This is a genomic window from Micromonospora sp. GCM10011542 (assembly GCF_042650685.1).
Classification (GTDB): Bacteria; Actinomycetota; Actinomycetes; order Mycobacteriales; family Micromonosporaceae; genus Micromonospora.
In genome coordinates, this window is record NZ_JBHSBO010000011.1 from 40644 (window position 1) to 53340 (window position 12697).

General features: G+C 72.9%; 13 protein-coding genes. 8 read left to right on the top strand and 5 right to left on the bottom strand.

Annotation, left to right across the window (positions count from 1 at the left end; genetic code table 11):
* The first annotated feature begins 7 nt into the window (after nt 1–7).
* Nucleotides 8–232, top strand: a complete 225-nt coding sequence (locus ACFOW4_RS03375) for a hypothetical protein (protein WP_377524299.1) — start codon at nt 8–10, stop codon at nt 230–232.
* Between the two features lie 37 nt (nt 233–269).
* Here the strand turns inward: ACFOW4_RS03375 and rnhA are convergent, their stop codons facing one another.
* Together rnhA and ACFOW4_RS03385 are read right to left on the bottom strand one after the other, a co-directional pair.
* The gene (gene rnhA, locus ACFOW4_RS03380; RefSeq protein WP_377524301.1) at nt 270–746 is read right to left on the bottom strand and encodes a ribonuclease HI; all 477 of its coding nucleotides are present in this window, start codon (nt 744–746) and stop codon (nt 270–272) included.
* 10 nt (nt 747–756) lie between these two features.
* A complete protein-coding gene (locus ACFOW4_RS03385; RefSeq protein WP_377524303.1) occupies nt 757–1770 on the bottom strand; it encodes an SIS domain-containing protein in 1014 nt (337 codons plus the stop codon).
* A gap of 285 nt (nt 1771–2055) precedes the next feature.
* Between ACFOW4_RS03385 and ACFOW4_RS03390 the strand changes: the two genes are divergently transcribed.
* The 6 genes from ACFOW4_RS03390 to ACFOW4_RS03415 all read left to right on the top strand — a co-directional run bounded on the left by ACFOW4_RS03390 (nt 2056) and on the right by ACFOW4_RS03415 (nt 7766).
* On the top strand, nt 2056–3588 hold the full coding sequence (locus ACFOW4_RS03390; protein ID WP_377524304.1) for a hypothetical protein: 1533 nt from the start codon (nt 2056–2058) through the stop codon (nt 3586–3588).
* Nucleotides 3589–3690: 102 nt separating this feature from the next.
* Nucleotides 3691–4098 carry a YciI family protein gene (locus tag ACFOW4_RS03395; protein ID WP_377524307.1) on the top strand — a complete coding sequence of 136 codons (408 nt, stop codon included), beginning with the start codon at nt 3691–3693 and terminating at the stop codon, nt 4096–4098.
* 8 nt (nt 4099–4106) lie between these two features.
* Nucleotides 4107–5246: an RNA polymerase sigma factor gene (locus tag ACFOW4_RS03400; protein WP_377524320.1), complete on the top strand. Its 1140-nt coding sequence runs from the start codon at nt 4107–4109 to the stop codon at nt 5244–5246.
* A gap of 272 nt (nt 5247–5518) precedes the next feature.
* Entirely contained in the window at nt 5519–6940 is a 1422-nt protein-coding gene (locus ACFOW4_RS03405) for an FAD-dependent oxidoreductase (protein WP_377524310.1), read from the top strand.
* Between the two features lie 109 nt (nt 6941–7049).
* On the top strand, nt 7050–7256 hold the full coding sequence (locus tag ACFOW4_RS03410) for a hypothetical protein (protein ID WP_377524311.1): 207 nt from the start codon (nt 7050–7052) through the stop codon (nt 7254–7256).
* Nucleotides 7257–7259: 3 nt separating this feature from the next.
* Nucleotides 7260–7766, top strand: coding sequence for a hypothetical protein (locus tag ACFOW4_RS03415; protein WP_377524313.1), 507 nt, complete (start codon nt 7260–7262; stop codon nt 7764–7766).
* A 248-nt stretch (nt 7767–8014) separates the two neighbouring features.
* Here ACFOW4_RS03415 and ACFOW4_RS03420 read toward each other — a convergent pair whose 3' ends face one another.
* The 3 genes from ACFOW4_RS03420 to ACFOW4_RS03430 form a co-directional block, all read right to left on the bottom strand.
* Complete coding sequence (locus tag ACFOW4_RS03420; RefSeq protein WP_377524314.1) at nt 8015–9295, bottom strand: lycopene cyclase family protein; 1281 nt, start codon at nt 9293–9295, stop codon at nt 8015–8017.
* 44 nt (nt 9296–9339) lie between these two features.
* Nucleotides 9340–10593 carry an MFS transporter gene (locus tag ACFOW4_RS03425; RefSeq protein ID WP_377524316.1) on the bottom strand — a complete coding sequence of 418 codons (1254 nt, stop codon included), beginning with the start codon at nt 10591–10593 and terminating at the stop codon, nt 9340–9342.
* A 92-nt stretch (nt 10594–10685) separates the two neighbouring features.
* Nucleotides 10686–11231, bottom strand: a complete 546-nt coding sequence (locus ACFOW4_RS03430; RefSeq protein WP_377524322.1) for a GNAT family N-acetyltransferase — start codon at nt 11229–11231, stop codon at nt 10686–10688.
* 119 nt (nt 11232–11350) lie between these two features.
* On the opposite strand from ACFOW4_RS03430, the gene ACFOW4_RS03435 reads away from it, so the two are divergent.
* On the top strand, nt 11351–12178 hold the full coding sequence (locus ACFOW4_RS03435) for an ArsR/SmtB family transcription factor (protein WP_377524317.1): 828 nt from the start codon (nt 11351–11353) through the stop codon (nt 12176–12178).
* Nucleotides 12179–12697: the final 519 nt, after the last annotated feature.

Below are 12697 nucleotides of genomic sequence, written 5' to 3' on the forward strand. Positions count from 1 at the left end.
CTGCGGCATGACCGACGAACAGCGCTACGACCGGGCCAGCACCGACGAACCCGACGGCACGCCCGCGCTCGCGGCGTCGCTGCGGCCGCCGGGTGACTCCCTGCGCAGCACCGACGACACCGGCGACGACTTCGCCGACCTGCCGGCCGAGGACGCCCGGCCCGCCCGGGAGACCAGCCGCGCGGGGTACGACGTCGACGCCGTCTCCGGCGCCGGCGACCCCAACCGCTGATTCGACGCGGGCGGGCGGCCAGCATCCGCCCCGCGGGTCAGCGGCTGGTCAGCGCCGCCGCCCGCGCCTCGGTCATGCCCCGGTTGGCCAGCCCGTCGGCGCGCTCGTTCTCCGGGTGCCCGTTGTGCCCCTTGACCCACAGCCAGGTCACCTGGTGCCGAGCGCAGGCGGCCTCCAGCCGCTGCCACAGGTCGGCGTTCTTCACCGGCTGCTTCGCCGCGGTCAGCCAGCCGTTGCGCTTCCACGAGGCCAGCCAGCTGGTGATGCCGTTGCGCACGTACGTGCTGTCGGTGTGCAGCTCCACGGTGACCGGCCGGGTCAGGCTCTCCAACGCCTGGATGGCCGCCATCAGCTCCATCCGGTTGTTCGTGGTGGGGGTGACCTCGCCGCCGCAGAGTTCCCGCTCGTGGTCGCCGTAGCGCAGCAGCGCTCCCCACCCGCCGGGACCGGGGTTGCCACTGCACGCACCGTCGGTCCAGATCTGTACGAGCCTGCCGGCCGCCGCGTCCACCATGCCCGGCAACCTACCGGGCTCCCGCACCGGAACCCTCGCTCGGGGTGGCCGCCGCGCCGGGCTCGGAGCCGCGTTCCCACAGGCTCTCCTCGGCCCACGCGCCCACGATCACCCGGTCGGGGTCGCGTCGGTTCAGCTGAGCGAGTTCGGCGGCCAGCAGTTGCAGGGCGACGGTGACCGGTAGCTGTGCCAGCATCGGGTGCAGCCCGGTGACGCCCGGGACGGTGCTCACCGGGACGCCCTCCGCGGCGGCGGCGGCGCCGATCGCGGGAACCAGCCCGTCGGCGTCGGCCTCCGGAGCGACCAGGAGCAGCCGGTCGCGGCGCCCGTACGGCACGGCGGCGCCGTGCAGCAACCGTTCCGCGTCGAAGCCCTCGGCCAGCACCCCGGCGGCCTCCCGCAGCTTCAACGCGCCCTCGGCTGCGGTGACGGCGTACGGGCCGGCACCGACCAGCCCCAGCGCGCGTTCGGGCGGGCGCATGGCCCCGGGGTCGTACGTGGCGCACACGGCGCGCACGTGCCGGGCCGCTCGCGCCAGATCAGCGGGGCTGACGTCCGGGCAGCCGAGGTGGTGCGCGAGGCTGGCCAGCACGGCAAGACAGGCCGTATAGCTGGCCGTGTACGTCTCGGACTCCTCCGGCGGGACCGTGACGATCGCCTCCGGCCACCCGGCCCCCTCGCCGGTGATCGTCACCAGCCGGCAGCCGGCCCTCCGGGCCGTCTCCCGCGCCCGGCGGCTGTAGGCCGTCCGACCGGTGTGCGAGATGACCACCGCGGCGTCGTCCGGGAACAGCGTCGGGCCCCCGGTGACGAACTGCTCGGCGGCGAAGCTGTACGCCTCGACGCCGGCGTCGCGCAGCAGGAGCGCGCCCAGGTCGGCGGCGTGCCGGCTGGTGCCGGTGCCGATCAGGAGGACGCGGCGGGCGTCGCGCAACCGTTGCGCCGGCTCGGCGAGGTCCGTCCTGGCCATGTGTTCGATCGCCTCGGCCTGGGTGTGGATGGTCCGTTCCAGCGCGGTCGTCACCGGGCAACCTCCGAGAGCAGTCGCAGATCGGTCATGGTCACGGCACAGTCCACCCCGATCAGCCACGGCGCGTCCAGTGCGACCAGGTGGGCGTGCCATCTGAGATCTTCCATCCGGCCCGCGACCTTGTAGCATGCGGCGGACGACGGCCGGTAGCCGGAGCGCGGCTCTGGTACCCACTCGGTAGGCGACACCGCCGGGTCGGCCCGCTGCGGCGCCGGTCAATCCGGGCCCGAAGTGAGAGAGGACCTGCTCGGCGTGTTCCAGGAACCGGACCAGGCTCGGATGACAGGCGGAAGCCCAGTTGGCGGGGCGTCAGGCGCCGGCCCGCCGGAGGCGTGGGACGCGGAGCTGGCCAAGGCAATGCGGCAGGTCGCCGTGCTGCGCACCGGGTTCTACGTTGTCGTCCTGCTGATCGCGCTCGGTGGCCAGGTGTCCGGGGCGATGGAAGGGCTCGGCATGCCGTGGTACGTCGCCCTTCCCGCGGTTGGGGCGTTGGAGCTGGGCGGCGTCGTGGTGTTGGCGAACGCCGACGTACGCCGTCGACTGGGCGAAGGGGCAATGCTGTCCCGGGTGCTGTCAGCCGGCATCGCCACCGCCGCGGTCGCCTTCAACTGGCTGGCTCACAGCAACCACCTCGAAGGCGGCTTCTACGCGGGCATGTCCCTGCTCGGCTATCTGGTGTGGCTGATGAGCATCGAGAACCAGCGGCGTGACCGGCTGCGCGCCAGGCAGCAACTGCCACCCACGACGCCGGCGTACGAACCGGTCGGGCACTGGTTACGACACCCGTGGCTGACCCGCCGTGCCCGCTCACTGGCCAAGGTCGATCCCAGCCTCGGGCTGTACGGCTCGCTCGACGCCGCCCGCGCGCAGATTCGCGCCGAGCGGCAGCAGGCGGCGCTCAGCAAGGTGTTGCGTCGCAAGATCAGTCGAGCACTGGACGCCACCACCGCGGACATCGCCGTGGCGGTGTACGACCTCGACGAGATCGCGCGGCGGCTGGCCGAGCAGGCGGACTACGACGGGCTCACCGCGCTGATCGCTGCCGACCTGGCACCTGCACGGGTGCTCGCCGGGAACCTGCCGGCTGGCGGCCGCCGTCGACGGTGGCGTCGCACCGGCCAGGCTGACCCCGTCGCACTGGCCGCAGCCGCGCGGCTGCTCGCCGACGCCCCGGAGCGGCTGCTCGCGCAGCACCCCGAGCCGCTCACGGACGCGGCCTCCGCCGCTCCCACGGCGGACGGCGCCTCAGAAGACCCGGGCCCTGTCGCCTCGACCACGGATCAGCCCGACCCGCCTCCCGCCTCCGACTGGGCGGCGCTGCACGCGGAACTCGCCCCGCTCCTGCCGGCGGCTCCGTCGCGCCGAACGCCGCGCAACACAGCAGGCCGGTCGACCACCAGCCGGGCGGAGGCGCCCTCGGCCACGGAGGCGCCACATTCCGCCGCGGAGCCGGCCGACACCACGCCGCAGGCAACGACCCGCCGCCAAGCACCGACACCGCGAACCGCGACGGGACGGGCAGGTGTCGCACGAGTCGACCTGGCGAGCGAGCCTGGGCCGATCGCGGCAGTCACGCGAGAGCTACCGCTGGTGGCGGGGCGGGACCTGCCGGACCTGGTGAACGCCGCAGCAAGCCGAACCACAGCACCCCTCGCGGCCCCCGACGCGGCGGGGAAGGCCGCCGAGCAACGGTCAGCGTCGCGACCGGGGCAGCGCCGGCGGGACGACGCGGACCCGCGACCGACCTCGAAGACCGTCCGACGTCGGTCGAACACCCAGTCGACCCCAACCGAACAGTCCTCAACGGCCTGATCAACACCCGAGTTGCCGCCGATGTCGAGAACCGGTGGCCCGCTCCGTCCCCGTGGTGAACGTGACCAGAATGGGTCGCACCCCGGATCAAGGAGAGACACCATGGCGAAGTACCTGCTGCTCAAGCACTACCGTGGCGCTCCGGCGGCGGTCAACGACGTGCCCATGGACCGGTGGACGCCGGAGGAGATCTCGGCGCACATGCAGTACATGCACGACTTCGCGGCCCGACTCGAGGGGACCGGCGAGTTCGTCGACGGTCAGGCGCTCGCCCCGGAGGGGACGTTCGTCCGGTACGACGGCGAGGGGCGCCCGCCGGTCACCGACGGCCCGTTCGCCGAGACCAAGGACCTCATCGCCGGCTGGATGGTGATCGACGTCGACAGCTACGAGCGGGCCGTCGAGCTGGCCGGGGAGCTGTCGGCCGCCCCGGGGGCGGGCGGGAAGCCGATCCACGAGTGGCTCGAGCTGCGCCCGTTCCTGACCGAGCCGCCCACCATCACCGAGTGACCTCTCGAATGAACGAGGCAACACTCCGGAGCCTCACGCCGAGCGTGCTCGGCATCCTCGTCCGCCGCGGAGCCGACTTCGCGGCGGCCGAGGACGCCGTGCAGGACGCGCTGGTCGAGGCGGTCCGCGTCTGGCCGGCCGACCCGCCGCGGGATCCGAAGGGTTGGCTGGTCGCCGTGGCCTGGCGCCGGTTCCTCGACGCGACCCGGGCCGACGCCGCCCGCCGCCGACGGGAGGACCTCGTCACCGAGGAGCCGGCGCCCGGGCTGGCGCCCGCGGTGGACGACACGCTCCAGCTCTACTTCCTGTGCGCCCATCCGTCGCTGACGCCGTCGTCGGCGGTGGCGCTCACGTTGCGCGCCGTCGGTGGGCTCACCACCCGCCAGATCGCCCAGGCCTACCTGGTGCCCGAGGCGACCATGGCGCAGCGCATCAGCCGGGCCAAGCGCACCGTCTCCGGCGTGCGGTTCGACCAGCCCGGCGACGTCGCCACCGTGCTGCGCGTCCTCTACCTGGTCTTCAACGAGGGCTACTCCGGCGACGTCGACCTCGCCGCCGAGGCCATCCGGCTCACCCGGCAGCTCGCGACCGCCATCGACCACCCTGAGGTGGCGGGGTTGCTCGCCCTCATGCTGCTCCACCACGCCCGGCGTGCCACCCGGACCACGCCCAACGGCGGTCTGGTGCCGCTCGCCGAGCAGGACCGCGCCCGATGGGACACCGGGTCGATCGCCGAGGGCGTCGAGATCCTGCAGGCGGCCCTGGCCCGCGACCGGCTGGGCGAGTTCCAGGCCCAGGCCGCCATCGCGGCACTGCACGCCGACGCGCCCACCGCCGAGGAGACCGACTGGGTGCAGATCGTCGAGTGGTACGACGAGCTCGTCCGCCTGACCGACAGTCCGGTCGTCCGGCTCAACCGTGCGGTGGCCGTCGGCGAGGCCGACGGCCCGCGCGCCGGGCTGGCGGCGCTCGCGGCACTGGACGACGCACTCCCCCGTCACGCGGCGGTGGCGGCGTACCTGCACGAGCGCGACGGCGACCTGGCGACAGCGGCACGGCTGTACGCCGAGGCGGCCCGAAAGGCCCCCAACCTCGCCGAACGCGAGCACCTGACGCGCCAGGCGGCCCGCCTCAACGCCCGCCGCTGACGCTGCGGATCGCGTCGGACCGGTCGAAGCCGCTGACCGGACGGTCCGCTCCAAAGAGCGACGGTAGATACGAGGCTTATGCCAGAATCGTGATCACTGGCGGCGTGGCGGAACCGGTCCGAGCGGCCAGCCATATCGGTGCCGCGTCCCAGTCGACCCCCGCGGGCTGTCGCGCTGCCAACGGTTGCGGACACTGATGCGGCTTCGCCGACGGGGACCATGGGCGGGTCGCCCACGACCGGTCCAGCCCAGGCCTGATCGATGGAGTGCCTATGAACAGCGGGACGGCATCCGGCGACCTGCACGCCGACCTACTCGTGATCGGCTTCGGCAAGGGCGGGAAGACCGTGGCCGCGGTCATGGCCGGTCTCGGCAAGCGGGTCGTGATCGTCGAACGGTCGGATCGGATGTACGGAGGCACCTGCCCCAACGTCGGCTGCATCCCCACGAAGGGGCTCGTCCACCACTCCCGCAAACGGCGGCCAACCGATCCCGCGCAGGAATGGTACGAGCAGTCGGTGCGAAAGGTCCAAGCCGTCCGGGAAACGATGCGCAGCGGCAACTTCGACGCGTTCAACAATACCGACAACGTCTCCGTCGTCACCGGTCCAGCCACCTTCATCGATCCACACACCGTCAACGTGGGCGAAGGCGTCGACCGTCGCGCCATCAGCGCCGACACCATCCTGATCAACACCGGCTCCGAGCCGGTCGTCCCCGACATCCCCGGCCTGCGCGAGAGTACGCACACCACGAGCAGCACCGGTCTGATCGAGAACCCGACCCTGCCCAGCCGACTCGCGATCATCGGCGGTGGCTACCTCGGCCTCGAGTTCGCCTCCATCTACCGGCAGTTCGGCTCGCAGGTCACCGTCTTCGAATCCTCCCCGAAGATCCTCGCGCGCGAGGACGACGACGTCGCCGCTGTCGCCGAGGGCATCCTGATCGGCGAGGGCATCGACATCAAGGCTGGCACGCAGGTCACGGAGATCCGTGACATCGATACCGGCGCCACCGTGATCTACCAGCAGGACGGCCGACAGCAGGGCCTCGACGTCGACACCATTCTCCCCGCCCCCGGTCGCGCGCCGGCCACCCGTGGCCTCAATCTGGACGCCGCCGGCGTGCGGACGACCGAACGAGGGGCAGTCGAGGTCGACCAGCACCTGCGCACCAGTCAGCCGCACATCTACGCCCTCGGCGACGTCAACGGTGGGCAGCAGTTCACCGACATCTCCCTCGACGACAGTCGGATCGTCCTCGACCAACTCACCGGCGCGGGCCGACGCTCGACCTCCAACCGGGTCGCGGTCCCGCACACCCTGTTCATGACCCCGCCCATGGCCACCGTAGGGCTCAGGGAGAAGGACGCCCGCGCCGCGGGCCACCGCGTGCGGATCGCCAGCAAGCCCATCGCCGAGATCATCGGTATGCCCCGCGCACCTGCCGTCGAAGAGACGCGGGGACTCATGAAGTTCGTGATCGACGCCGAGACCGACAAGATTCTCGGCGCCGCCCTGATCAGCATCGACGCACAGGAACTCGTCAACACGGTCGCGCTCGCCATCCGACACGGCATCACCGCTACCGACCTGCGCGACGCCATCTACAGCCACCCCAGCTCGACCGAGGCGTTCAACGACGTCCTGGCCGCCAGTTCGACTGCCGAGCAGCCGCAACCCGCGGCGGGATGACGGCAAGGAGGCGCCGTCAGCGGTGGCAAGGGCATCCTCGCCACCGCCCGGAGCGCGGCCCCGACCGGTTCAGCGTCCCCCGCCGACCGCACCGAACGCGTGGGCCGGGATGACCGGCGGCGCGCCCCGCCGGGACGGGGTCCATCCGGTACGACAGGACCGCGAGGAGGACGCCAGGCTCAACGGCCTCGCCCGCCGGCTGGACAAGCCGATGGGTGTTCTCGGCATCCTGTTCCTGCTGCTGGTGCTCGGTCAGGCCGTCGCACACGACGAACCCCTCACCACGGTGCTCAGCGTCGCCAGTTGGGTGTTGTGAGCGGTGTTCGTCGCCGAGTTCGCGCTGCGGGCGTGGCTCGCCCGCCACCGGGCCCGCGAGTTCTGGAAGCGCAACTGGTGGCAGCTGATCTTCCTCGCCGTACCGTTCCTGCGGTTCGCCCGCGCCGCCACCGCTCTGCGCGCCGCCCGCGGCTCCGGCGTGGTCGCCGCCGCCGTGCGGGGCTCCCGGTCGGCGGGCCGGCTGCTCACCGACCGGCTGGCCTGGCTCGCCGCCGTCACCGTGACGATCATCCTCGCCGCCGCGCAACTGCTGGTCCTCACCCGCTCCTATCCCAGCTACGGGCAGGCCCTGCACGGTGCCGCGCTGACCACCATCAGCGGTGAACCCCTCGACGCCACCGACACGTTCGCCCAGATCCTGGAACTGGTCCTCGCGGCGTACTCCGTGGCGGTCTTCGGCACCCTGGCCGGCGCCCTCGGCGCGTACTTCCTCAGCCGGCAACGCGACGACGACGGGTCGACGCGACCGGACGCCGAAGCCGAGCAGTGAGAGCAACCGCTGCGGCTCGAGCCGCCGTCACCACCCGGCTGACCGCACGGTGTCAGGCCGACCGATCGCATCCGGTGCTAAATAACCGCGCGCGCGGCGGATTCGGGGTCTGCCAGAGTCGATCACCATGGGCGGAGACTGGGACGGCCTGCGGGCCGAGGTACGGCAGAGCATCGGGATGGAGGACCAGCGGGTGCTGATCCGCGACGCCGTGGCCGCGCGGCGCTGAAACCCGTCGGACGCTCTCGTCAGGTCGACCGGTTGCCGGTGCCCGGCGGGGGCGTCGGGGTGGCGACGACGGCGGCCGGGATGGCCGGCGCGGGACGGGTCGGGCGCAGCCGGTCGCGGACCCGGTGCGCCGCGTCGCCGGCGGTGGCGGCGATCATCGGGCGCAGTCGGGTGGAGTTCATCACCGCCACCTCCTCCGCCGGGCTGGTGGTGCCGTCCAGGAAGCGCAGCACCCGCTCGGGCGGATTGCGGTCGAAGAGCCGGTCGAAGAACTCCGGTCCGCCCACCGAGCCGCGGTCCAGTGCGCGCAGCGCCACCGCGTCCATCCAACGGTGCCGGCGGGGGTACGCCGGAGCGGGCACCGGCGCTCGGCCGGCGGCGAGGGCGCGAGCGACCTGGTCGGCCTGGCGGTACATGGCCGAGAAGGTGAACCCGGTGGAAGGGCGGGTCGCACCACCGGCGGTGCCGAGGCGGACCACCCGGGGTGTGGGCCGGGCCGGGAACGGCGCGTCGGTCATCGGGATCACCCCGTTCTCCACCTCCCGCACCCGCAGCCCGTCACCGGGCAGTCCGAGCAGGTCCCGGTAGCCGGTCAGCGCCGCGTCGTACCCGGCATCGGTGAGCAGTTCGGGGCCGAACTCGGTGTACTCGACCAGGGCGTACCGGTCGCTCACCGGCAGCACGTACCCGAAGGAGACACCCCGGCGCGGCTGCGGGGTGCGGAAGTCCATCAGCACCGCACGGTCGGGATCGAACACCGGCCGGTCGGACTCCAGCCACCAGCCGCGGAAGTGCTGCAACCAGGTGGTCCGGCCGGGCCGCGCCGGCGGTCGGGGACGGGAGTCGAGCACCCAGTCAGCCCGCACCGTCGGCCCGTCTCCTCCGGTGCGCACCACGACCCGGTCGCCGTCGTCGTGCACCGCCGCTGCGGGCGCGCCGATCCGGATGGCGCCGAGCCGCCGCTCGGCCTCGGCCGCCCGGTCGTAGACCGGGCCGGAGCGGAGCATCGCGTACCGCAGCGGGGCCAGTTCCAGCACCCGGCGCCGCGCCGGCGTGGCCACCTCGACCCGCTGCCAGCTCGCGCTCAACAGCGGGTCCAGGTCGCTACCCGGATGACCCCAGAACGCCCACGTGCGGTCCTGCCCGCGCCGGCGCACCGGGTCGACGACCGCGATCCGCAGCCCGCGCACCCCGTGCCGGTCCAGCGCGGCGAGCACCAGCGACGCCGCGCCGCCGCCACCGAGCAGCGCGAGGTCGACGTCCAGCGGGGCGGAATCGGTCACCGCACCACGCTGCCACACCGCCCTGCTCCGCCGCGCGCCGCCACCCCCGCGCGGCGCGGCCGTCAGGCCACCGGAAGCGGTCGGTGCTCGGCCGTGTGGGGGTCGGCGTAGGCCCGCGCCACGGTGGCCCGGTCGAAGACCCGCCAGGTGGCGACGGAGACGCCGATCGCCACCACCAGCCCGACCCAGTACGGCGCGGTGATGCCGAACCGGGCGGCGACCACACCGCCGAGCAGCGCACCCACGCAGTTGCCGCCGGCCGCCACGAAGAGCGTGGTGCTGGCCACCCGGCCCTGCAACGCCGGTGGCGTGAGCCGTTGCCGCAGCGAGTTCGCCACGATGTTCCACAGCGCGCCGTGCACACCGAAGGCGAAGAGCGCGAACCCGACCACGGCCGTGCTGCGGGACGCGGCCAGGGCCAGGTGCAGGCCCGCCTCGATCAGCAGGCCGATCCGCACCGTCCAGGTGGCGCTGAAGCGGGCGATGAGCCGGTCACCGACCAGGGCGCCGAGCACCCCACCGGCGGCCAGGCAGGTGAACAGCAGCCCATAGCCGACCGAGCCGAGCCGCAGCCGCTCGTGGGCGAGCAGCACCAGCACCGCGAGCGCGGCGGTCAGGGTCACGTTGAGCAGGCCGATCAGTACGGCCATCGTGCGCAGCAGCCGCTGGTGGGCCAGCCAGCGGAACCCCTCGACGATCTCCGCGCGCACGGAGCGGGTGCGGGTCAGGCCGCCGTCCGGCGCCGTGGCGACCGCGCGGAAGTCGCCGCCGATCAGTGCCACCAGCACCGCGCTGAGGGCGTAGGTGACAGCGTTCACCAGGAACGGGCTGCCCGCCGCGAGTACGAACAGGAAACCGCCCAGCGGTCCGGCGAGCATGCCGTGCATGAGGGTGGTCCCGCCGCCGAGCCAGCCGTTGGCCCGCTCCAGGCGTTCCCGCGAAACCACGGTCGGCAGCATGGCCTGGCTGGCCGCCCGGAACACGATCTCGCCGGTGTTGACCACGAACAGCACCGCGTAGAGCAGCGCCACGCCCGCCTGACCGGTCATGATCGCCGCAGCCAGCACGGCCAGCGCGACCACCCGGACCAGGTCGATCACGATCATCAGGCGGCGCCGGTCCATCCGGTCCACCAGCACCCCGCCGGGCAGGGCGAAGAGCAACCAGGGCAGCCAGGCCACCGCGGAGGCGGCGGCCACCACGAGCGGGTCGTCGGTACGCGAGGCCACGAAGAGCGGCGCGGCGACCGTGGCGAGGCCGCTGCCGAGCGCGGAGAGGGTGCTCGCCGCCCACAGGCGCGCGAACGATGTTCCCAACCCTGTCCCCGCGTCCCTTGTCACGGCCAGCGAACCTACCAGCGCCCGCACCGGACCGCCCCGCTTTGTTCCGCCGGCAGAAGCCCGTGGCCTCAGGCCGGGACGGGCGACGGGCGGTCGGCGTACCGGCGGTAGACCACCTGCCGGCGCAGCGGCCCGGATTCGACCTCCGGGTCGTCGAAGTCCTCGGCCGGATCGTGCGTCATACCGAGGCGGAGCATCACGGCCTGGGAACGCACGTTCGTCGGGGTGGTGATCGCGAGGATCTCCGGCAGGCCGACGGTGTCGAAGCCATACCGGAGGGCGGCCTCGGCCGCTTCGGTGGCGTAGCCGTGACCCCAGGCCTCGCGGGCGAGCCGCCAGCCCACCTCCACCCCGGTGACCGGCACGCCCTCGTCCACCCGGTCCAGCCCGGTGAATCCGATGAACTCGCCGGTGGCACGGACCTCCATCGCCCAGAATCCGTAGCCGTTGCGATCGAGGTCGTCCTGGAACGACCGGACCGACGCGGCGGCCTGGTCGGGGGTCAGCAGCGGCCCCAGGTACGCCCGGACCTCGGGATCGGCGTTCATGGCGGCCCAGGGAGCCAGGTCGGATTCCTGCCAGCCGCGCAGCAGCAGTCGCGGGGTCTCGATCATCGTCACCGCGCGACCCTAGCGCTCGGTCTCTCGGGATGGCGCCCGGTCTACTTGACAGGCAACCGCGGGGCTGCCTAACGTGACAGGCAACCGAGCGGTTGCATTTGGGGGTTGGGCGGGTGGACGACGTGTTCCGAGCGCTGGCCGACCCCAGCCGGCGCCGCCTGCTCGACCGGCTCAACGAGCGCAACGGCCAGACCCTGCGGGAACTCTGCGTCGGCCTGGAGATGAGCCGACAGTCGGTCAGCAAGCACCTGGCGGTGCTGGAGGCGGCCGGGCTCGTCACGGCCGTGCGGCGCGGCCGGGAAAAGCTGCACCACCTCAACGCCGCCCCGGTCAACGCCATCGCCGACCGGTGGCTCAGCCGGTACGACCGTCAACGGGCGGCGGCACTCGCCGACCTGAGCACAGCATTGGAGCGCCAGCCCATGGAGACTCCCTCGTTCGTCTACACCACGTACATCACCACCACGCCCGAGCGGCTCTGGGCGGCGCTCACCGAGCCGGCCTTCACCCGCCGCTACTGGGGCGGCGTCGCGCTCATCTCGGACTGGCAGGTCGGCTCGCCCGTCCTGTGGCAGGACGCGCCGGACGGCGAGCCACGTGAACTCGGCCAGCGGGTGCTCGTCGCCGAGCCGTACCGTCGACTCTCCTACACCTGGCACGGCTTCCAGCCCGAGCACGCCGCCCACTTCGGCTGGTCCGACGAGGAACTGGCTGCCCGGCTGCGCGAGCGCCGATCGAAGGTGACCTTCGAGATCGAGCCCCACGGCCCGGCGGCGGTACGCCTCACCGTCATCCATGACGACTTCTCCCCGGAAAGCGAGATGCACCGGGCGATCAGCGGCCAACTCGAGGGCAGCGGCGGCTGGCCGGAACTGCTGGCCAGCCTCAAGACGCTGGTGGAGACCGGGGAGCCGATGCCGCAGCCGTCCCCCGCGGCCTGAGCGGTCGGTACGCACAGCGCCGCCCCCGGCCCGGGTGGGTCGGGGGCGGCGCTGGGTGTCGGTGTGCAGGTCGCCTCTCGGCGAGTGGCGCGACGCGGCTCCAGCCAAACGGTATTCCGCGACGGCAATATTAGGTGAGGCCCGGGGACACTGAGTCACACCGACACTGTCCACAACCAGCCCCCACCCCACCTTGTTCCCGGCCTGATTCCCCGGCCCGCCCCGCCGGGCACGATGCGCGCGGATCCTGGACAGTCGCCGATCGCCGGGCTGCCCAAAGAGCTCGCGGCTCGTCTGAGATGTGCCGCTGGGCGGCGCGCGGTGTTGGGGTGCGGGCCCGGTCGGGATGCGCCGGTGGCGGGCGTGGCGTGTCGGTGCTGACCAGGCCTGGATGTGCTACTGGCCGGCACCCAGTGTTCGGGTGCCGGCCAGTAGCCCCTGCGGTTCGGTGGTGCTGGTGTGTCAGTTCCAGTGCTTGGCGACCAGGTCGGCGGCCTGCTGCTCCCACTGGGCGTAGGC

Coding starts and splice junctions, on each gene's coding strand:
- rnhA (WP_377524301.1), bottom strand. CDS start 746: ATGGTGGACGCGGCGGCCGGCAGGCTCGTACAGATCTGGACCGACGGT.
- ACFOW4_RS03390 (WP_377524304.1), top strand. CDS start 2,056: ATGACAGGCGGAAGCCCAGTTGGCGGGGCGTCAGGCGCCGGCCCGCCG.
- ACFOW4_RS03430 (WP_377524322.1), bottom strand. CDS start 11,231: ATGATCGAGACCCCGCGACTGCTGCTGCGCGGCTGGCAGGAATCCGAC.
- ACFOW4_RS03375 (WP_377524299.1), top strand. CDS start 8: ATGACCGACGAACAGCGCTACGACCGGGCCAGCACCGACGAACCCGAC.
- ACFOW4_RS03395 (WP_377524307.1), top strand. CDS start 3,691: ATGGCGAAGTACCTGCTGCTCAAGCACTACCGTGGCGCTCCGGCGGCG.
- ACFOW4_RS03405 (WP_377524310.1), top strand. CDS start 5,519: ATGAACAGCGGGACGGCATCCGGCGACCTGCACGCCGACCTACTCGTG.
- ACFOW4_RS03410 (WP_377524311.1), top strand. CDS start 7,050: ATGACCGGCGGCGCGCCCCGCCGGGACGGGGTCCATCCGGTACGACAG.
- ACFOW4_RS03400 (WP_377524320.1), top strand. CDS start 4,107: ATGAACGAGGCAACACTCCGGAGCCTCACGCCGAGCGTGCTCGGCATC.